Genomic DNA, 20,337 nt, shown 5'->3' on the forward strand with positions numbered 1-20,337 from the left:
GCTCACAGGACCGGTCGCACGGTGGCGTCGAAGGTCGCCGCGGCCTGGGCCGGGGTGGCCTTGCCGTGGGCGACGGAGTCCACGGCGCCGGACGCGGCCTTGGCCAGTTCGAGCGCGCCGGGGATGATCGGGCCGAAGTCGACGTGCGGCAGGCTGTCCGCGACGATCTCCATGATCTCGGACTTGCCGCGCGGCCCGGCCTCGCGCCAGCCCTTGGTCGGGATGATGATGCCGTTGTCGAGGTTGGCGGCCACCGACGGGGCGCCCTGGAGGTAGTTGACCAGGTGCCAGGCGGTGAACTGGTTGGGCGAGTCCTTGGCCACGCCCCAGCCCCACGTGTATGCGGGGACGACGGACGGCCCGCCGTCCCAGGTGGGCATGGGGGCGACGCCGTACTGCTTGCCGAAGGTGAGCTTGTCCTTGCCCAGCTTCTCCAGCGCGGGGCCGAGGAAGGCGCCGCTGACGACCATGGCCGCCTGGCCGGAGTAGAACAGGCCGAGCGCGCCCAGCGGGTTGGAGAGCTTGGGGTTGCCGATGCCCGACATGTACGTCAGGGCGGCGATGCCCTGCTCGGTGGCCAGCGACGCCTTGCCGCCGCCCGCCGCGACGAGCTCGCCGCCCTTGCCGCGGACGAGGGCGGTCAGCGTCATGAGGGCCCACTGCGGATCGCCGTAGAGCCACTGCAGGCCGACCCGCGCCCGGTCGGCCGAGGTCAGCCTGGCGCTGTACTCGGCGACCTCCTCCCAGGTCGCCGGAGGCTTGTCGGGGTCGAGCCCGGCCTGCTCGAACCGGTCCTTGCGGTAGTAGAGCAGGCAGGGGTTGAAGTCGATGGGCACGCCGTAGGGCACGTCCTGGTAGGTGAGCGGGGCGGTCGTGCCCGGCTCGTAGTTCGCCAAGGGCAGGGCCTTGGTGTCGACGGGGGCGAGCCGCTGCTTCTTGGCGTGGGCGGGGAAGCTCCAGTGGCCGATCTTGAAGACGTCGGGCGGGGCGCCGCCGCTGAAGGCGGTCAGCAGTTTGGCGTCGAGCTGGCCCACGGGCAGGTAGAGCAGCTTGACGTCCACCTTGAACTCGGCGATGTAGCGGTGCACGAGCTCCTGGAACTGCTGTCCGGTGTCCTGCGAGCCGTGCAGCCAGACGGTGACCTCGCCGTGCGGCCCGGCGGCCGCGGCCTGCTGCCGGGGCTGGTCCTTGCCGCATCCGGCGAGCAGGGTGAGCGCGCCGGCGGCGAGGAGCCCACGCCGCGTCAGATCCGCCATGGTGGTTCTCCTAGGTGAGGTTCTTGAGCGCCTGGTTCTGCCAGGCGGTGTTGGTGAGGAGCTCGGGGGCGCCGCCGGCGAACGCCCCGCGGGCCTGGGCGTCGGCCTGGAGCCGGTACCTCAGCCAGGCGGTCACGTAGCCGAGGAAGGCCCCGCCGGTGTTCTGGATGTCGTTGTGTCCCGCGCCCTTGAGCAGCGCCCGGCCCGCTCCGGCGGTGGCCTGGTCGTAGTAGCCCTGCACGGTCGCGGCCGAGGAGATCAGCCAGTCGTCAGCGCCGCTGAGGAAGAGCACCGGGCAGGTCAGGGCGGCCACCGAGAACTCGTCCCCGGGGCTGGCCATCCACTGCGCGGGCACGGCGATCGGCACGACGGTCTTGATCAGCCCGGCGGAGTGGTTGGCCGCGTTGACGACCCCGCCCGCGCCCTGGGAGTGGCCGACGGCGCCGACCTGGGCGGTGTTCAGCTTGCCGTGGAAGACGCTGGCGGGGTCGGCGTCCAGGCCCACGAGGTGCTGGGCGGCGGCGAGGATCTCGGCGCCGGTGCCCGTGGTGGTGTCGGTGGAGGCGACCACCGCGAAGCCCCAGGAGGCCAGGTGGTTGAGCAGCCCCGGATAGTTGTCGGGGGTGGCCCACGAGCCGTTGCCCCACGTGACGATCGGGTGGGTGACGCCGCCCGCGCCGAGGTTCGAGGGGTAGTAGAGCCGGTGGCCGCCCGAGGTGCCGGTGGCGACCGGCCACGGACCCGTCGCCTTGTAGATGGTCTCGATGGTGGAGGCGGCGTCGGCCGCGGTGGTCCACGACAGGAATCCGGCCGACATGAGGCCGAGCGCCCCTGCCCGCAACGCCTGCCGACGAGTGATGTTCTCCATGGTCACCTCGTGGGATATTTGGAGACGTGAACGTCTCCTAAGAGAGGGAAGTACGATCGGTGAGCGATGTCAAGAGATGAACAGAAGGAAGTTCCGGCGGTTCGGCCGCTTCCCCGGGGCCGGCACGGGCTCTCCCCCGACACGGTGCGCGAGTCGCAGCGCGACCGGCTGGTGGAGGCCATGCTGCGGCTGGTCGCCAGGCGCGGCTACGCCGCCACGAGCGTGCCCGACGTGATCGCCGCCGCGCGGGTCTCGCGCAACGCCTTCTACGCCCAGTTCGCCGACAAGGAGGCGTGCTTCCTCGCCGGCTGCGAGCGCGACCTGCCCGAGATGATCGACTCGATCCGGGCGGCCGCGTCGGAGGCGGGCGACCACTGGCGCACGGCGCTGCGGCTGGGCCTGGCCGCCTACCTGCGGTGGTGGCAGGAGCGCCCGGAGTACGCGCAGGCGTACTTCGTGGAGTTGCCGAGGGCGGGCGAGCGGGCCGTCGAGCAGCGTGACACCGCCTACCGGCCCTTTCTGGACATGCTGGCGGCGCTGGCCGCGCGGGCCAGGCTGGAGGACCCCTCGCTGCCGCCGCTGCGCGCCGCGATCCCCCGGCTGATCGTCTACGGCACCACCGAGTTCATCGCCTCGGAGGTGCGCGCGGGCCGCGCCGCCAGGCTGACGTCGTCGGCGGGCGACCTCTACCACTACACGGTCGCCCTGCTCGCCGGCCCCGATCACGGCCCTGATCACGGCATCGGGACCACCCCTTCCGCCTGAACCCGCCAGCCCTCGGGGAAACAGCCCGACGCCGCCATGTGGGCGACGGCGGCCAGCAGGCCGCCGTTGCCCGGCAGGTAGAGGGGCAGCAGGCCGGGCCACTGGTGGTTGTGGCCGCTGGGCAGGTACGTGTTCTTCGGGGCGTCCATCAGCAACGCGTCCACGGCGGTGCCGGGCTCGCCGAGCCGGGCCGCGCACATGGCGAGCATCGGGAAGTCCCAGCCCCAGGCGCTGTCCCAGTCCCAGTCGGCGAGCACGTCGTGCAGGGTGGCCCGCATGGTCTCGGGGTCGATCAGCGGGGTGGGCGGCACGAACCCGAGCGCGCCGGTCATCGAGGGATGGTCGGTCCTGACCGTGTACGGCTCCACGCCGATGGCCGCGTACACGCCGTCGCGCACCAGCGGCCGGGCCAGGCCGTCCAGCACCCGCGCCCACTCCGGGTCGGGATCGAGGCCGAGCAGGCCCCGCCACCGCTGGGCCGTCGCCAGCCCCCACCACCAGTAGGCCAGCTCGAACGCGGGGTCGCGCACCGTCCTCCTGGACTCGTGGTAGGACTCCTGCGCCGGCACCAGCGGCGGCCCCAGGTGCCCGCCGGCCGCGAAGGAGGCCATGAACTCGGCCGTCTCGAACACCAGGTCCCGGTACTCCTCCAGCGCCTCCGGACGGATCCGGCGGAGCAGCTCGGCGAAGGAGATCAGGTGGGGCTGCTGCCAGACGATGAAGGCGCCGATCTCGCTCGGGCTCTCCCTGCCCTCCGGCCCCACCTGCTTGGGCCAGCGGGCGCCGCGGAACCCCTGCCGCGCGGCCGTGGCCCTGGCCCGCGGCAGGATCGAGCGGTACCACGGCAGGCTCCGCTCCAGCAGCTCCGGCCGGCCCCACAGGGCGAAGTGGGCGGCGTGCCACCAGTGCATCTCCAGGTGGAACTTGCCGCTCCAGGAGTTGACGGCCAGCCCGGTCTCCTGCGGCGGGGTGGTGCCCGCGCAGTTGACCGCGGTGAGGTACTGCGAGAGCACGACCCGGCGTTCGAGCTCGGGCGCCCGCGGGTCGGCGCTGCCCTCGAAGCTGACCGCGCCGCCGCGCGTCCAGAACCGCTCCCAGTGGGCGGCGGCGGCCGTACGGACCTGGGAGAAGGACGGCAGGCCGGCGCCGACGGGGTGCCGGGCGAACTCGACGACGAGCTCCAGCTCCTCGCCCTGGATCAGGTACACGTGGGGGGCGGGCGAGGTGAACCGCGCCGCTCCCGTCCACTCGGCGGCCACGTGGTAGCCGTCCTGGTCCAGGACGCGGGTGAAGTCGCAGCGCGAGCCGCGCCGCGCGCACGTGGTGGTGTGCCGGTCGGGGCTGTCCCAGTCGGCGGTGGTGTGCCAGCCGTCGCTGGCGTAGGGGAAGGCGATCCTGATCCCCGTGCCGCCGGAGACGCGTACGGCCAGCAGGTCGCGCTCGGGATGACAGACCGTCTCCACCTCGTGCGGCCGGCCGCCCAGCTCGAAGGAGCTGGACAGCGTGCCGGTCCACAGGTCGAGGATCTGCGCCGACCGGCCGAGCGGGACGTCCTCGCCGGCGTCGAGGCCGATCCGGCCGAGGTGCAGGCGGTGCGGGTTCACGTGCAGCCAGCCGCCCGCCTCGGTGGCCGGATACAGGTCGGGGTAGCCGACGCCGTCGTAGTCGGTGAGCGCGTCCTCCAGCACGTGGCCCTTGGGGTTGGGCATCGTGTGCCAGCCCCACTGCGCCTGCGTGCCGAGCGGCGCGAACGTCTGGAGCCCGGTGGCGTCGGCGGTGAAGGCGAACTCGCCGTTGCCGACGGTGAGCGGGCACCCGGCGTCGGCGACGTTGTGCCGGCGCACGAGTGCCCTTCGGTCCATGCTCACGCACACCCCGGCGTGCCGGAGGCGCGCTGCTGGCGCATGGTCGTCACGTCGCCCGCGACGGCCGACTGGGCCATCGGGCCGAGGTCGAGCACGACGTCGGTGAAGGCGAGCGACGCCTTGCGCATCACCGGCAGGTCGATCGCCTCGGCGCCGAACTGCGGCGAGAACAGCGTCTTGGGCGCGGCGATGGGCGCGATGACGGGCAGCAGGTGCTGGTTGTACGGCGTGCCCTCGCCGCCGAAGCTGCAGTGGTGCGGCACGGTGGCCAGGTCGGCCGCCGACAGGCCCTTGAGGATCGCGGTGCGCCGCACGTCCCAGTACTCGATGTGGCCCTTGACCAGCTCGCGCAGCGGCGTGCTCTCGCTGACGGGGACCCACAGCAGCTCGGTGAGGGTGGGGCTGGCGACGAGCTGCTTGCCCGGCAGGCCGTTCGGCCTGGCGACCGCGTCGTAGCGCTTGGCGCCGAGGTGTTCGAGCACGACGACGGAGGAGACCTTGCCCTGGTCGTACTCGGCGTCGAGCTGGGCGGCGAGCTGGCCGGCGCCGCCCTCGCGGACGTCGGGACCGGTCAGGTGCTGGTAGAGGTGGCCGGTCACGAACGCGAACTGCACGGTCCGCGGACGGCACTCCACCGGCAGCGTCGACAGGTAACGGGCCATCTCGATCATGGTGAGCGGGCCGTTGTCCCACACCGGGCTCATGCCGTCGGTGTGGCTCTCCACGACGATCTTCTGGGCGCTGCCGCCGGGCAGCGTGGCGAGCAGGGTGCGGGTCGTCGTCGGCGTCCAGGCGGCGTTCACCGTCAGCGACGCCTGGACCGGCTGCCCGGCGGCCAGCGCGTCCTTGATCTGCTTGCCCTGGTCGGCGCCGACGTACGCGCCGGGCACGCCGTACGGCAGGCCCTCGTAGGGGGCGTACATGTCCTTGATCTGGGCGTGCGGGAGCTGGCTGACCTCGATCACGCCCAGCGCGCCCGCGGCGGCGGCCGCCTTGAGGTCGGCGTCGGCCGCGGCCGGGGCCTCCATCGACTCCGAGCCGAGCAGGTTGATCGTCATGCCCGGGTCGTACATGGAGTAGCCGAGCGTGGGCGGATAGAACAGCAGGTTGGGCACGCTGGTCCAGGGCAGGTCCCGGACGACGATCTTCCCGGCGGCGTTGGCGGCGGTGATGTTCGTCCCCGCTGCCAGGTGCACGAGCGGCGCCGAGACGCCGCCCGCGCCCGTGGAGGAGGAGAACGGCACGGGCGCCGCGACCTGCACGGACGTGCCGCCGACGGTCAGCCCGGTGCCGAGGTTGTCCCAGCGGTCGATGGCGTAGGGCAGGGAGGAGAGCTGGAGGCCGGGGATGGCCGCCATCTCCTCCTCCAGCCAGTCGACGTAGCCGGCGTGCGCGGCCGAGCCGGTCGGCCTGGGCCCGAACGTTCCCTGCCGGGTGGCCAGGGCGCTCAGGCGGGCCTCGGAGGCGAACGCGGCCGGGTCCACCCTGACCGGGCAGACCGTGGCGGACGCCTGGGCCAGGGCCGGTTGCGCGGGCGCGACCAGCGGGAGGAGAAGGGCGAGGAGAGCGAGTCGTCTCACGTGGGGGGTCCTTCCATCGAATCGTTTTAATACATGGCCCGCGACAGTCCCCCGAGGCGCGGCCGAGTTCTCAGCGGCGGGGCGGTCCGGTGGTCCCGCGGACGATCAGCGTGGGCGACACCGACGACGCCACCGACCGGGTGCGTCCTTCGATGCGCTCGACGAGCAGGCGCGCGGCGGTCGCCCCGATCACCCGTCCGTCCTGGTCGACGCTGGTGAGCGAGATGCGCTTGAGCGAGGCGATGCCGATGTTGTCGTAACCGGCGACGGAGAGGTCCTCCGGCACCGACAGGCCGGCCTCGTCGGCGGCGCGCAGGACGCCGAGCGCCGCGATGTCGGCCCCGGCGAAGATCGCGGTGGGCCGGTCGTCGCGGGCGAGCAGTTCCCGCGCGCCCTCGTAGCCGCCCTCCTCGGTGAAGGAGGTGGCCAGCACGTCGTCGGCGAGCCCGTGGGCGCGCATCGCCTGGCGGTAGCCTTCGGCGCGCACCATGTGCGGCAGTCCCTGGGCGCGGGCCCGCTCCAGGTGGGTGATGTGCGCGATGCGGGTGTGCCCGAGCCCGACCAGGTGGTCGACCACGAGCCGGGCCCCCATCACGTCGTCGTCGACGACCGCGTCGTGGTCCGCGGCGCCGCCGTGCCTGCCCACCACGACGACCGGGACGGCCGCCGCGATGGCGGCGAGTTCGGCGTCCGTCATGACCGGCGAGATCAGGATGAGCCCGTCCATGCTCCGGTCGATCATGGCGTCGGTCATCCTGGCCTGCGTCTTGGGCTCGATGCCGCCGGGCCCGAGCAGCACCTGGTACTCGGTGTCGCCCAGCCGGCCGGTGATGCCCTCGATGATGTCGGGGAAGAACGGGTTGCGGGTGTCGGAGAGCATGACGCCGAGGGTGTAGGTGCGTCCACGCAGGGCGCGGGCGGCGGCGTGCGGGCGGTAGCCCAGCTCGTCGATGGCCTGCCGCACCTTGGCCTGCATCTCCGCGCTCACGCCGTACGCGCCGCGCACCACCTTCGACACGGCGGCCGTGGAGACCCCGGCCCGCCTGGCCACATCGGCGATCGTCACCCGTCCGCTCGTCACACGCCATCCTTTTTAGGTTCTCGTAGAACGAACTACACACTTTGCTGGAAGCAGAGGCTAGCCCGCCACCACTCCTCAGGTCCACCCCTTGACGGAGGTTTCGATCTTGCCGTAGAACGTTCTACACATTCTCCCCCTCATGAACAGGAGCACGAGCGTGAGAGCACCAACTCGTCCGCTCGGCGCGGCGATAGGCGCCGTCCTCGCCCTGTCCCTCTCCGGCTGCGGATCCTCCGCCCCCGAGGGGACCGGTCAGGTGAAGCTGACCCTCTGGCACAACAGCGCGGACCCGGCGCCGCTGCTGGAGATGTACAAGAAGTTCGAGAAGCAGTCCGGCCACAAGATCGAGCTCGTGTCCATCCCGTCCGACGGTTTCGAGGACACCACCCAGACCAAGTGGGCCACCGGCGAGCGCCCGGACGTCCTGGAGTACCACGCGACGGTGAGCGGCCTGCTCGCCCTCAACCCGGCCGAGAACCTGCGCGACCTGACCGGCGAGGCGTACATCGCCAGGTCCGGCGACCTCTACCAGGCCGCCGGGGCCGTGGGCGGCAAGGTCTACGCCGCCATCACCGGCTTCCCCCAGGTCTTCGGCCTCTACTACAACAAGAAGGTCTTCACCAAGGCCGGGCTGACCCCGCCGGCGAACTTCACCGAGCTGGCCGCCGCCTGTCCCAAGCTCAAGGCCGCCGGCGTCACGCCGGTCTTCGAGTCGGGCGGCTCGATCTGGCCCGTGCAGATCCTGCCCATCCTCTACCTGGCCGGCGCCAACCAGGCCAACGCCTACGGCAAGGCCATCGCCGGCCACAGCAGCACGCTGGCCGACCCCGGCTCGCCCTTCGTCGCCGGGCTGACCGCCTACGCCAAGCTCAAGGCCGACGGCTGCTTCAACAAGGACATCGTCACCGCCAAGTTCGAGGACTCGATGAAGGCCCTGGTGACCGGCGAGGCCGCCATGGTCGCCCAGCACTCCGACATGCTCCCGGCCCTGCTCGCGGCCGCCGGCGGCGACCAGAAGGCCGTGGACGAGTCCGTCGGCTTCGTCGGCCTGTCCAGCGACAAGCCGCTGGTGACCTACGCGCCCGGCCCGATCGGCACGTTCTACCTGCCCAAGACCGGTGACCCGGCGCGCGAGAAGGCCGCGCTCGACTTCGTGCGCTTCATGACCGGCCCGGCCTACGCCGAGTACGTCGCCGCGGCCAAGACCTTCCCGGTGCTCAAGGGCGTGCCCGATCCGCAGGGCGTCTCCTCCGTGCTGCAGGACGTCAAGAAGGCGTACGACACCGGCGCCGTCATCGCCTTCAACTCCGACATCCCCGGCATGGGCGGGCTGGCCCAGCTCATGTCCGAGCTGATCGCCGGCCAGAAGGACCCGCAGAAGGCGGCGACCCAGCTCCAGGGCCAGGTCGAGCAGGCGGCCAAGGCGGCAGGGCTGCCCGGATGGTGATGCGGAACAGGGCGGCCTGGCTGCCGTGGGCGCTGCCCGCGATCGTGCTGGTCACGGTCTTCTTCGTCGCCCCGTTCCTGCTCAACGTGCGGTTCGCGTTCTCCTCCTGGACGAGCTTCCGGGCCGAGATCACCTGGAACGGGCTGGAGAACGTCCGCACGCTGATCGACCAGGACCTGCTGGCCAACGCGGTCACCGTGACCGTGCTGTACGCGATCCTGTGCATGGCGATCCAGAACACGGTCAGCCTCACGCTGGCCCTGGCCCTCCAGCGGACCAGCGGGATCAACACCGTCTTCCGCTCGGCGTTCTTCCTGCCGACGCTCATCTCGCCGCTGGCCGCCGGGTACATCTGGCGCGGGCTGCTGGCCCCCGACGGGGCGATCAACTCCTTCCTCGGCATCGAGTGGGCGTGGCTGGGCGAACCGTCCACCGCGCTGGTGGTGGTCGCCTTCATCGACGCGTGGAAGTGGAGCGGGCTGATCACCCTGGTCTACATCGCGGGCCTCAACTCCATCCCCAAGTCGCTGCTGGAGTCGGCGACCGTGGACGGCGCCGGCCCGTGGACCCGGCTGCGGCGGGTGGTGTTCCCGATGCTCGCCCCCGCGCTGACCTTCAACGTGGCCGTCACGCTGGTGGGCGCGCTCAGCGCGTACGACGTGATCGCCGCCACCACCGGCGGCGGCCCCGGCGACCACACGCGGGCCCTGAACGTGGTGATGCGCCAGCAATGGGGCCAGGGCTTCTTCGGCTCGGCCAGCGCGCTGGGCTTCACCGTGACGCTGCTGGTGATCGCGACGGCCGTGCCCCTGGTGTGGTGGCTGCGGCGCAGGGAGGTGACGGGATGAGAGCGGCGCTCAAGTACGCGGCGCTGACGATCTTCGCGGTCCCGTGGGTGCTCGTGCCCGTCTGGCTGGTGGTCGTCAACTCCTTCAAGCCCGCAGGCGAGGCCGCCGAGCTGGGCCTCGGCCTGCCCAGGACGTGGGCGATCGCCGAGAACTACGGCATCGTGCTCGACCGGGGCGGCTACCTGACCGGGCTGCTCAACAGCCTCAAGGTGACCGTCCCGATCGTGATCGCGGTGGTGCTGCTCGGCGCGGCGGCGGCGTGGGCGTTCGGGCGCAGCCGGTCGCGGTGGCTGCAGGCGGCCTACTTCGTGATGGGGTTGTCGATCCTGCTGCCGCCGTCCATCATCCCGACCGTCTACCTGCTGCGCGCCCTGTCGCTGGACGGCGGCTCGCTCGGCTACGTGCTGACGATGACCGGCTGCCGCCTGGGCGTCGTGATCTTCCTGGCCACCGGGTTCGTCCGGGCGTTCCCGCCGGACCTGGAGCAGGCCGCGGCCATCGACGGCGCCTCGCGTCCGCAGGTGTTCGTGCGCATCCTGCTGCCCCTGCTGCGGCCCGTGCTGTTCGTCGGCGGCGTGATCCTGATCATCAACGTCTGGAACGACTTCTTCTTCGCCCTCTTCCTGCTCCAGGGCAGCGCGAACGCCACGCTGCCGCTGAGCCTGTTCCAGTTCGCCTCCGGCACCCTGCAGAGCCTGAACTGGAACCTCGTCTTCGCCCACGTCCTGCTCACCACGCTGCCCCTGGTGGCGGTGTACGCCGTCGCGCAGAAGCGCGTCCTGGCCGGCCTCACGGAAGGTGCACTGAAGGGATGACCACGCACGACATCGCGCTCGACTGGGTCAGGCGCGAGATCAAGGAGGGGCGGCTGCCGTGCGCGGTGTTCGGCGCGGCGACCTCCGACGGGATCCAGGTGCTGGAGGCGTTCGGCGCCCACGACGGCCGCGGGACCAGGACCGACGACCACTTCGCGCTGTTCTCGGTGACCAAGCCGCTGATGGGCCTGCTGGCCCTGCGCCAGGTCGAGCGCGGGCTGTTGTCGCTGCGCCGCCCGCTGCGGGACGTGCTGCCGCACTTCGCCCGGCCCGACGTGACGCTCTGGCACCTGCTGACCCACACCAGCGGCATCGCCGAGCAGACGCTGACGCCCGACGACCTGGTGGAACACCTCCTCACCGCGCCGTCGCTGTTCGAGGCGGGCACCCTCAGCCACTACTCCAACCTGGCCTTCGCCGGGATCGCGGAGATGGTCCGCGACGTCACCGGCCGCGACGTGGCCGAGCTGGTCGACTCCGACCTGAACACGCTGGTGCCGGGCGGCGGGCGGATCACCTTCGACCCGGCGTGCGAGGCGGCCGAGGTGCACGGCCTCGAACTGCTCGGGCCCGGCTTCGACTTCGACGCGTTCGTCCGGCTCCGCCATCCGGCGGGCGCGCTGTTCTCCCGCGCCGAGGACCTGCTGGCGCTGGGCGGGGCGCTGCTGCGCGGCGACCGCGCGCTGATCCATCCGACCACCCTGGCCGCCATGACGACCCCGCAGACGACGGGCCTGGTCAAGCTGCAGCCCGACCCGGTCAACGCCGGGCAGGACTGGGGGCTCACCTGGAACCTGCGTCACTCGGCCCCCGGGCTGCTGGAACGGCGGCTGTACGGGCACGGCGGCGCCTCGGGCTGCCAGTGGTGGATGTACCCGGAGCAGGACGCGTGCTTCGTGCTGCTGATCAACGTGATGGCGCCGAGCCTGTCCGGCGTCGACGTCGACGGCCTGCACAACGCCTTCACCACCGGGCTCGATGCGTGAACCGGGACTCGGGGGTGCTCGACGTGCAGGTCTCGGGCGCGCAGACGCCCTACATCCGGCCGGCTCCGCCCGGCGCGCGGGCGGGCCTGACGTGCGGTCTGGCGGATCCGGTGGGCGTGGACGAGCCGTCGCCCCGCCTGTCGTGGGACGCCCGGACGACCGCGGCGGCCACCGTGGTGCTGTCCGCGGACGGGCGCGAGGTGTGGCGGTCCTCCGTGCCCGCCGGATCGTCCGGCGTGGACGTGCCGGACGCGCTGCTGACGCCGCTGACGTCGTACGCGTGGGAGGTGGAGGGGCTGGCGGCGGGCGCGTTCACCACCGGCCTGCGGGCGCGCGGCGCATGGGACGCGCCCTGGCTGCCGGGCGATCCCGAGGCCGGGGTGAGCCTGCGCGGGACGTTCACCTGGCGTCCCGCCCCGGGACGCGCCTGGCTGGCCGCCACCGCGCTCGGCGTCTACCGGGCGCTGCTCAACGGCGCGCGGCTGGGCGAGGAGGAGCTGGCCCCCGGCTGGACCGACTACGGCCGCCGCACGCGCTACCGGCTGCTGGAGCTCACGGACCTGCTGGCGCCCGGTGAGAACGAGCTGGAGCTGTGGCTGGCTCCCGGCTGGTACGCCGGTCACGTCGCCGGCGGCGGCCCGCGCCGCTACGGTGACCGGCCCGCGGTCAGCGCCCAGGTGCTCGTGCGGGACGACGACGGCCCCCGCCGCGTGTTCGCCACGGACGCCGCCTGGACCCGGCGGGACCTCGGCCGCCCGCGCGCCGACCTGGTGATGGGCGAGACCGTCCAGGCGCCCGCCGAGGGGACCGGCCCGGCCGGGACGACCGCCGCGCCGGAGATCCTGGTGGAGGCCGACCCCGCTCCCCCGGTCCGGGTGATCGGCGCGGTGCCCGCCGTGTCGGTGACCGAGCCCGCGCCGGGCGTGCAGGTGGCCGACTTCGGGCGGAACGTCGTCGGGCGCGTCCGGTTGCGCGTGGACGCGCCGGGGCCCGTGCGGATCGTCGTCCGGCACGGGGAGGAGCTGACCGCGACCGGGCGGCTCTACACCGACAACCTGCGCACCGCGGACCAGCGTGACGAGTTCGTCCTCGACGCCGGATCACACGTCGTGGAGCCCGCCTTCACCCTGCACGGGTTCCGCTACGCGGAGGTCACCGGCTGGCCGGGCGCGCTGAGGCCGGACGACCTGGAGGCGGTGCTGCTGTCGTCCGCGCTCGCCGTCACCGGCTCGCTGACCGTGAGCGATCCCGCCGTGCGGCAGCTCGTCGCCAACATCGGCGCGTCGGCGGACGGCAACCTGGTGAGCGTGCCGACCGACTGCCCCCAGCGCGACGAGCGGACCGGCTGGACGGCCGACATCTCGGTGTTCGGCTCGACGCTCAGCTTCCTGCGGCACACGCAGGCGTTCCTGTCCGGCTGGGTGACGACGCTGATCGACGGGCAGCGGGCCGACGGCGCCGTCCCGCACGTCGCGCCGGTCCTGCCCGAGTACGGCTACGACTCCCCCGTCTGGTCCGACGCGCTGGTCGAGGTGCCGTGGCTGCTGTGGCGGCGCTACGGCGACGACCGCACGTTGCGCCGCGCGTACGACCCGATGCGGCGGTGGGCCGCCTACTGCCTGGCGCAGTCCGACGACGGCCTCAGACCGGGCCGGGCGCTGGGCGACTGGCTGGCCCCGGGCACGGTGGAGACGCCCAGGAGCCTCATCGCCACCGCCGCGCTGGCCCGCAGCCTCCGCCTGATCGCGCACACGGCCGCCGTGCTCGGCGAGCCGCACGCCCCCGAGTACGAGGAGGCCGCCGCCCGCGTGTCGGACGCCTTCCGCCGGGCCTTCCTCGACGGCCCGAGGCTGCGCACGCAGACGCAGACCGGTTACGCCGTCGCCCTGGCCTGGGATCTCGTCCGGCCGGAGGACCGCGCCGCGGCGGCGCGGGCGCTGGCCGACCTGGTCCGCGCCGACGGGCACCGGCTCATGACGGGCTTCGTCGGCACCCCCCTGCTGCTGCCCGTGTTGTCGGAGACCGGCCACCACGACGTGGCGTGCCGGATCTTCAACCAGGAGGGTTACCCGTCGTGGCGCTACCAGCTCCGCGCCGGGGCGACGACCATGTGGGAACGCTGGGACGCCTGGCACCACCGGTACGGCCTGCAGACGCCGTCCATGAACTCCTTCAACCACTACGCCTACGGCTGCGTGGGCGACTGGCTGTTCCGGCACGTGGCCGGCCTGGGCGACGACCCGCGCGGCACGGGCGGCGGGTTCGGCGAGCTGCTGCTGCGTCCGGGCCCCGTCCCGCTGCTGCGGCAGGCGCACGCCCGCTACGCGAGCGCGTCGGGGGCCGTCGAGTCGGGCTGGCGGGCCGGGCCCGACGGGGTGCAGTTCACCTTCGCCGTCCCGGAGGGCGTGACCGCCCGCGCGGTGCTGCCCGTAGGCGGCGCCTGGGACGGGATGACCGTCAACGGCACCTTCCTCATGGGCCTGAACGAGCAGCTGCCGACCACCAGGCTGGCCGACGGCGGCTGCGCCCTCGACCTGCCGCCGGGCCGCTGGTCGTTCACGGCCCCCGCCGCCGCCACGTCCCACCTGCTCCAGGAGTGGGACGACCTGGGCCGGTGAGCCGCGCCCGCCCGCCCGGTGCTCAGTCGGGGACGCGGCCGGGGACGCGCTCGGCGCGGCGGGCCGTCAGGCGGTCGGGGGCCGGCCAGCGCACGGCGTGGGCCCAGCCCGCCCGCTCGAACCAGCGGATCAGCCGCGCGCTCGGGTCGAGCTGGCCCTTGAGCACGCCGTGCCGGGCGCAGGTGGGGTCGACGTGGTGCCAGTTGTGCCAGCCCTCGCCGAGCGTCAGCATCGCCACCCACCACACGTTGGACGACCGGTCCCTGGTGCGGAACGGGCGGTCGCCGAAGGTGTGGGCGATCGAGTTCACCGACCAGGTGACGTGGTGCACCACGGCGTAGCGGACCAGGCCGCCCCACAGGAGCCCGCTCCACGCGCCCGCCCACGACATCGACCAGAGCCCGCCGGCGGCGGCCGGAAGCGCGAACGACAGCAGCACGACCGCCGGGTAGGCGGCGTCGAGGCGGCGCACGTCCGGGTCGGCCAGCAGGTCGGGCACCCAGTGGCGGCGGCTGGAGCGCCGGCGGGCCGTGTAGAACCAGCCGACGTGGGCGTGCAGCATGCCGCGCAGCAGGGCCGGGCCGCTGTCGCCGTAGCGCCACGGCGAGTGCGGGTCGCCCTCGCGGTCGGCGTACTTGTGGTGGCGGCGGTGCTCGGCGGCCCACAGGGTGAGGGGGCCCTCGACGGCCATGCCGCCGGCCAGCATGAGCGCGATCCGCAGCGCCCGGTTGGCCCTGAAGGCGCGGTGGGTGAACAGGCGGTGGTAGCCGATGGCGATGCCGAAGATGCTCACCAGGTACATCACGACCGCGATCACCAGGTCGCGCGGGCCGATGCCCCACCCCCAGGCCGCCGGCACCGCGAGGGCCAGCAGCAGCACGGGCAGGACGACCAGGACGACCAGATAGGCGGTGCGGCGGCCGGTGGTGACCGTCACCGTCTCCGCCGTGCCCGGCTGCGGCAGGGGTGACGTCACGTTTCCTCCCATGAGCGGTACGGGTCGATCAGGCTCCTTATTCAATGACCAGGCCCATGGACTGCGGCAATGTCCTGACAGTGACGGAGTAATTACCGTGAGGCACCAAAACAATGCACTCGATTGTCATGAAGAAAGGGTGTGACGCCTCCCTAGATTGTGATTGCGCAAAGTGATCATCCTTGTGCGCTCCGATATCAGGCGGAAGGTCCACGGAATGGGTGCTGTCGATCAGGCGACCACGGGCGGCTATCTGGAGAGGTACGACCAGACGCTGGCCAAAGACCCGATATCGGCGTTCGGCCTGGTCCGGGAGTGGATGCGGACCGACTGGCGGAGCCTGTTCGCCGAGCTGCGCGAGCGGCGTCCGGTCTTCGTCACGCCCGCCTTCACGGTCGTCACCCGCTTCGCCGACGTGACCGAGGTGCTCGCCCACGAGCAGGTCTTCTCCGTACGCGCCTTCGGTCCCCGCCTCGACGCCGCGCTGGGCGCCCCGTTCATGCTGGGCCGGGACGCCACGCCGATGAACTGGCGGGAGAAGGGCCTGATGCAGCTCATGCTCGCCCCGCAGGACGCGGCCGGCGTGCGCGAGCTGACCGGCCGTCTGGCCGACGAGCTGCTCGACGCCGCCGAGCCGGGCGGGCGGCTGGAGGCGGTCGAAGGGCTGTTCCGCCCGGTCGCCCTCGGCGTGTGCGCGCGGTATTTCGGCGTTCCCGGCCCCGCCCCGCGGACCCTGGGCCGCTGGACGCGGGCCATCGTCGCCGACGGCTTCGCCAACTTCCTCGGCGACCCCGAGCTCCAGGCGGCGTCCGTCAAGGCGGGCGCCGAGCTGGTCGGGTATCTGCGTGACCTGCTCGCCGAGCACCGGGCCACGCTGCGCGCCGGCCGGGACCTGCCCGACGACGTCTTCGCCCGCCTGGTCCGGGCGTCCCTGCCCGCCGTCTCCGACGACCGCATCGTGATCAACATGGCCGGGCTGCCGCTGGGCTTCGTGGAGAGCGCGCCGGGGGCCATGGCCGAGGCGGTCGAGCAGCTCCTGCTGCGCCCGCGGGTGCTGGCCGAGGCGACGGCCGTCGCGGGCGATCCCGAGAGGTTCGACCCGTACGTCTGGGAGGCGCTGCGGTTCAGCCCGTTCTTCAAGCTGCTTCCCCGGCTGTGCGAACGCGACCACGTGCTGGCCGCCGGCACGCCGCGCAGCACGGTGATCCCGGCGGGCACGTTCGTCCTCGCGGCGCCGGCCTCCGCCATGTTCGACGCGGCCGTGGTGCCGGATCCCGGCGAGTTCCGCCTCGACCGTCCCCGTCACCATCAGCTGTTCTTCGGCTCGGGTCATCACGCCTGCCTGGGCGTGCACGTGGCCGAAGTGGTGATCGCCGAGACCGTGCGCCGGCTGCTGCTGCGTCCGGGCGTGCGGCTGCTGCCGCCGCCGGAGGGCCGGGTGGAGCGCTCACTCGGGATCTTCCCCGACGCCTTCGCGCTCGGGCTCGGCGCCGGCGTGCGGGAAGGCTGACGATGGCGAGCCGAGCACGCAGCATCGCCACGGACGGCCTGTCCAACCGGCTCAGGTTCCTGGCCCTGACCCACGGCCGGCCCCTCTGGGACCTGCTGCAGAGCAGCCGCCCGGTGCGGCGCCGGATCAACGCCTCGCTGATCGACCACGCGATCCGCGAGATGCCCCCGCGCCCCGAGCCGCTGAGCACCATGGCCGACTACACCTCGTGGGCCTCCCTGACCGACCGCGCCTACAGCGGCAGGCACCTGCCTCCGGTCGCCGTCGCCGAAGATCGGCTGCCCACGCCGGAGCGGGCGGCCGACCTGTTCGCCCGCGGCGAGTCCATGATCCCGTGCCCGCGTTCCACGGTGCTCTTCGCCTACTTCGCCCAGTGGTTCACCGACGGCTTCCTGCGCGGCGACGTCAACGTCCCGCGCGACCCGCGCAAGAACAGCTCCAACCACCACATCGACCTCAACCAGGTCTACGGCCTCGACGAGGCGGCGACGGCCGCGCTGCGTGCCTTCGACGGCGGGCTGCTCAAGAGCCAGTCGCTCGGCGGCGGCGAGTTCCCGCCCTACCTGTGCGCGAACGGCAAGATCAAGCCGGAGTTCGCCCCGCTGCGCGTCATCCGCTTCGACCAGCTCTCCGACGCCCGGCGCGACACGTTGTTCGCCACCGGCAGCGACCGGGGCAACGGCCAGATCGGCTTCACGATGCTGACGGTGCTGTTCCTGCGCGAGCACAACAGGGTGGCGCGGCTGCTGGCCCGGGAGAATCCGCGCTGGGACGACGAACGGCTGTTCCAGACCGCCCGCAACGTCCTCATCGTGCTGCTGATCAAACTGGTCGTCGAGGAGTACATCAACCACATCACCCCCTACCACTTCCGGTTCGCCCTCGACCCGTGGCTGTCCACGCGGCTCGACCGCGCGGCCTGGCACCGGCAGAACTGGGCCTCCGTGGAGTTCAACCTCGTCTACCGCTGGCACAGCCTGGTCCCGTCCCGTCTGTCGGTGGCCGGGCGGGAGCTGCCGATGGCCGAGACCTTCTTCGCCGGCTCGCTGCTCCCCGGGCCCGGCCTCGGGCGGCTGTTCGAGGACGCCTCCCGCCAGCGCGCTGGCCGCATCGGCCTGTTCAACACCGACCCGGTGCTGCGCGAGATCGACGTGGCCAGCGTCGCCGACTCCCGGATGCTCGGCCTGGCCCCGTACAACGGCTACCGCGAGCACTGCCGCTTCCCCCGGGTGCGCGCCTTCGAGCAGATCACCGGCGACCGGCGGGTCAGCGGCGCGCTGCGCGACCTCTACCGCGACGTGGACGACGTCGACCTGTACGTCGGGCTGTTCGCCGAGGAGCCCGGCTCCCCCGACGCGATCCTGCCGCCGCTGCTGACCAAGATCATCGCCATCGACGCCTTCTCCCAGGCGCTCACCAACCCGCTGCTGGCGCCGCGGATCTTCAACGCCGCCACCTTCTCCCCCCAGGGCCTGCGGGTCATCGCGGCCACGCGCACGCTCTCGGACGTCCTGCGCCGCAACACGCCCGAGGACCCGGCCCCCCGCTTCGTCAGCATGTCCCGGCGGGCCCGGCCATGACCGGCGACGACGATCCGGCCGCCGGGCCCCTGCGCGCCCTGGCCCGGGAGCTGGTGGACGTCGCGGTCACCATCCACGGCGCGGCGTCGCACGCCACGGCCGCGCTGACCGACGACGCGCTGCTGCGCGCCGTGCCACGCGCCCCCTCGGCGGCCCGGCCCGCCTACCGCGCGCTGCTGCGGGCCACGACGAACGGCCGCGGCCTCGGGTACTCGTTCGCCGGCGGCCGGCTGGCGACCGCGGCTGCCAAGGCCGGCGCCCTGCTGGGGGCCGAGAGCCTGGCCGTACGGGTGCTGGCCACGTCGTTGCGGTTGCGCGTGGCGGCGGTGGCGGTCGCCCATCCCGAGCTGACCGAGGACCCCATGCTCGCCCGGCTCATCGAGGCGGCCGCCGCCGACCGTGACGTGGAGGCCGTCCGGGCCCTGCGCGCCCTGCTCAAGGACCGTGGCGCGGTGCGCGCGCTGAGCCAGCTCGCGCCGGTCTTCGGCGAGGTCCTGGCGCTGCGCGCGCTGCTGGACGAGAACCCGCTCAACGACGCCGCCGCCTGGCTGATCGCGACGGGGAGGGGCTTCGCCACCGCCGATCCGCTCCTCGGGCTGAGCAACAGGGCGATCGCCGTCCTCGACGTCGGGGAGGGCGCCGCGCGCCGGGTCGAGCTGAGCGCGGCCGAGTCCGCCCGGCTGTGCGCGCGCGGCTCGCTGCTCGGCTTCCTGTCCAACATCAGCACGATCGGCACCACCGGGCGGGCCCTCCTCCAGAGCGTCGAGGGGCCGGACGGCGTGATCCGGCACGTCCTGCACGCGCCGGGCATGCGGCTCGGGCGTCCCGACGGCGAGTCGCCCCAGGACCTGCTCGGCGCGTTCAGCAGCGCCGTGCTGGCCGCCAGCCCCTACAGCCGCGCCCTGGCACAGGCCGTCGCCGACTACGGGCCGCCGCCGGGCGCCGACCTGGCGCTCGTCGGGCACAGCGCGGGCGGGGCGGCGATCATGAACCTGGCCCAGGACCCCGCCTTCTGCGCCCGGCACACGGTCACGCACGCCGTCGCCGTCGGCTCGCCCGTCGACTTCAAACGCCCCGCCGACCCGCGCACCTGGGTGGCCAGCGTCACCAACCAGCACGACATCATCCCCACCCTCGACGGCCAGGGCGCCGGCACCTGCTTCGACCTGCACCCCGACTGGTACGTGGTGGACTACAGCGATTCCACCCACATGTTCCCGCAGTGCCACAGCATCGAGCGCTACCTCGCCAACCTCACCGACGACCTGGCCGAGGCCCGCGACGTCATCGAACAGCGGCTCGCCCCGTACCGGGGGCGGGTCGTGCGCTCCCAGGCGTACCTGCTGTTCGACCGTCCGCCCGCGCCGGAGCGATCGCCCTTCCGGGCCGTGCCGGTCCACGGGCCCGAGGGGGTCGTCGAGCTGCCGATCATCTGCCGCGACGGCGAGGCGATCACGGCCTGCTTCGCCGTCAGCCCGGCGGCGGTGGCGGGGCTGCTGGAGGGCACGGGGCTCGGTCCCGTCGTACGGGTGGCGGGGCGGGCGCTGGTCGTCGTGCACGCCGCCCGGAACCGGCGCACCGGCGTGGGCGACTACGCGGAGCTGCAGGTCGGCGTCGTCGTGCCGGGGCCGTTCCGGTCGCCGGAGCCCGGCCCGCCGTGGCGGGGCTTCGGTCCTCCCGACCTGCTGCGGGCCGCGGACGTGCGCCGCTCCGGCGCCTTCCTCGTCGGCTCCGCGGTCGACAGCGCGGTCGTCCAGGCCCTGGGCGCGCGGCTGTGGGGCGGCGAGACGTACCTGACGGCTCTGGAGCTGCGGCTCGGCGCGCGGTCCGCGCATCTCGCCGCCGACCGGATCCTCACCCTGCGCGGGCGGCTCGGTCCCGGCCTGCCGCTGAACGATCCCGGCCTGGTCGGCTACGCCCGGGAGGCCGGCGCGGTGCTGCGGTCCCACGTACGCGCCCGCGGGCGGGCCCGGCTGCACGCGGCGCCGTCGTTGCGGCTGGCCGTCGAGCCGCGGTCGGCCCACCCGCTGGCCGGACGGCTGCGCGAGCTGGGCCTCGACGGCGCCCGCCCGCTGCTGTGCCTGTCGGCCACCACCCGCCGGACGCTCCGGGACGCCGCCGTCCCGGTGCCGACAGGCTGAC

The 20,337-nt window shown here is 73.1% G+C and carries 15 protein-coding genes; 9 read left to right on the forward strand and 6 right to left on the reverse strand.

Annotated features, from left to right (window positions below; genetic code table 11):
- Positions 1-2 precede the first annotated feature (2 nt).
- Positions 3-1,256: an ABC transporter substrate-binding protein gene (locus ACIBQ6_RS44225; RefSeq protein WP_397218825.1), complete on the reverse strand. Its 1,254-nt coding sequence runs from the start codon at positions 1,254-1,256 to the stop codon at positions 3-5.
- A 10-nt stretch (positions 1,257-1,266) separates the two neighbouring features.
- Positions 1,267-2,124 (reverse strand): alpha/beta hydrolase, encoded by an 858-nt coding sequence (locus ACIBQ6_RS44230; RefSeq protein ID WP_397218826.1) that lies wholly within the window; start codon positions 2,122-2,124, stop codon positions 1,267-1,269.
- A 66-nt stretch (positions 2,125-2,190) separates the two neighbouring features.
- Between ACIBQ6_RS44230 and ACIBQ6_RS44235 the strand changes: the two genes are divergently transcribed.
- Positions 2,191-2,889: a TetR/AcrR family transcriptional regulator gene (locus ACIBQ6_RS44235; RefSeq protein WP_397218827.1), complete on the forward strand. Its 699-nt coding sequence runs from the start codon at positions 2,191-2,193 to the stop codon at positions 2,887-2,889.
- Here ACIBQ6_RS44235 and ACIBQ6_RS44240 read toward each other — a convergent pair.
- The 3 genes from ACIBQ6_RS44240 to ACIBQ6_RS44250 all read right to left on the reverse strand — a co-directional run bounded on the left by ACIBQ6_RS44240 (position 2,859) and on the right by ACIBQ6_RS44250 (position 7,415).
- Positions 2,859-4,751: a hypothetical protein gene (locus ACIBQ6_RS44240; RefSeq protein WP_397218828.1), complete on the reverse strand. Its 1,893-nt coding sequence runs from the start codon at positions 4,749-4,751 to the stop codon at positions 2,859-2,861. The two genes, ACIBQ6_RS44235 and ACIBQ6_RS44240, sit on opposite strands and share 31 nt — an antisense overlap.
- A 2-nt stretch (positions 4,752-4,753) precedes the next feature.
- A complete protein-coding gene (locus ACIBQ6_RS44245; RefSeq protein WP_358298186.1) occupies positions 4,754-6,334 on the reverse strand; it encodes a hypothetical protein in 1,581 nt (526 codons plus the stop codon).
- Between the two features lie 70 nt (positions 6,335-6,404).
- Positions 6,405-7,415 (reverse strand): LacI family DNA-binding transcriptional regulator, encoded by a 1,011-nt coding sequence (locus ACIBQ6_RS44250; protein WP_358298187.1) that lies wholly within the window; start codon positions 7,413-7,415, stop codon positions 6,405-6,407.
- 157 nt (positions 7,416-7,572) lie between these two features.
- Here ACIBQ6_RS44250 and ACIBQ6_RS44255 point away from each other — a divergent pair, with 157 nt between their 5' ends.
- The 5 genes from ACIBQ6_RS44255 to ACIBQ6_RS44275 are packed head-to-tail and all read left to right on the forward strand — an operon-like array spanning position 7,573 to position 14,129.
- The gene (locus tag ACIBQ6_RS44255) at positions 7,573-8,862 is read left to right on the forward strand and encodes an ABC transporter substrate-binding protein (RefSeq protein WP_397218829.1); all 1,290 of its coding nucleotides are present in this window, start codon (positions 7,573-7,575) and stop codon (positions 8,860-8,862) included.
- On the forward strand, positions 8,856-9,710 hold the full coding sequence (locus ACIBQ6_RS44260) for a sugar ABC transporter permease (protein ID WP_352365034.1): 855 nt from the start codon (positions 8,856-8,858) through the stop codon (positions 9,708-9,710). The genes ACIBQ6_RS44255 and ACIBQ6_RS44260 overlap by 7 nt, the downstream gene beginning before the upstream one ends.
- Positions 9,707-10,525, forward strand: a complete 819-nt coding sequence (locus ACIBQ6_RS44265) for a carbohydrate ABC transporter permease (protein WP_352365036.1) — start codon at positions 9,707-9,709, stop codon at positions 10,523-10,525. Before ACIBQ6_RS44260 ends, ACIBQ6_RS44265 begins: the two co-directional genes overlap by 4 nt.
- Positions 10,522-11,511 (forward strand): serine hydrolase domain-containing protein, encoded by a 990-nt coding sequence (locus ACIBQ6_RS44270; RefSeq protein WP_358298193.1) that lies wholly within the window; start codon positions 10,522-10,524, stop codon positions 11,509-11,511. Before ACIBQ6_RS44265 ends, ACIBQ6_RS44270 begins: the two co-directional genes overlap by 4 nt.
- Complete coding sequence (locus ACIBQ6_RS44275; protein ID WP_397218830.1) at positions 11,508-14,129, forward strand: family 78 glycoside hydrolase catalytic domain; 2,622 nt, start codon at positions 11,508-11,510, stop codon at positions 14,127-14,129. Before ACIBQ6_RS44270 ends, ACIBQ6_RS44275 begins: the two co-directional genes overlap by 4 nt.
- Positions 14,130-14,151: 22 nt before the next feature.
- Here ACIBQ6_RS44275 and ACIBQ6_RS44280 read toward each other — a convergent pair whose 3' ends face one another.
- Positions 14,152-15,105, reverse strand: coding sequence for an acyl-CoA desaturase (locus ACIBQ6_RS44280; protein WP_397218831.1), 954 nt, complete (start codon positions 15,103-15,105; stop codon positions 14,152-14,154).
- 217 nt (positions 15,106-15,322) lie between these two features.
- On the opposite strand from ACIBQ6_RS44280, the gene ACIBQ6_RS44285 reads away from it, so the two are divergent.
- From ACIBQ6_RS44285 to ACIBQ6_RS44295, 3 genes are read left to right on the forward strand one after another with little or no spacing between them, the layout of a single operon-like run.
- On the forward strand, positions 15,323-16,615 hold the full coding sequence (locus tag ACIBQ6_RS44285) for a cytochrome P450 (protein ID WP_397218832.1): 1,293 nt from the start codon (positions 15,323-15,325) through the stop codon (positions 16,613-16,615).
- A 2-nt stretch (positions 16,616-16,617) separates the two neighbouring features.
- Entirely contained in the window at positions 16,618-18,195 is a 1,578-nt protein-coding gene (locus tag ACIBQ6_RS44290; protein WP_397218833.1) for a peroxidase family protein, read from the forward strand.
- Positions 18,192-20,336: a hypothetical protein gene (locus ACIBQ6_RS44295; RefSeq protein ID WP_397218834.1), complete on the forward strand. Its 2,145-nt coding sequence runs from the start codon at positions 18,192-18,194 to the stop codon at positions 20,334-20,336. The genes ACIBQ6_RS44290 and ACIBQ6_RS44295 overlap by 4 nt, the downstream gene beginning before the upstream one ends.
- Position 20,337: the final 1 nt, after the last annotated feature.

The organism is Nonomuraea sp. NPDC049655, assembly GCF_044465465.1.
In the GTDB taxonomy this organism is placed as follows: Bacteria; Actinomycetota; Actinomycetes; order Streptosporangiales; family Streptosporangiaceae; genus Nonomuraea.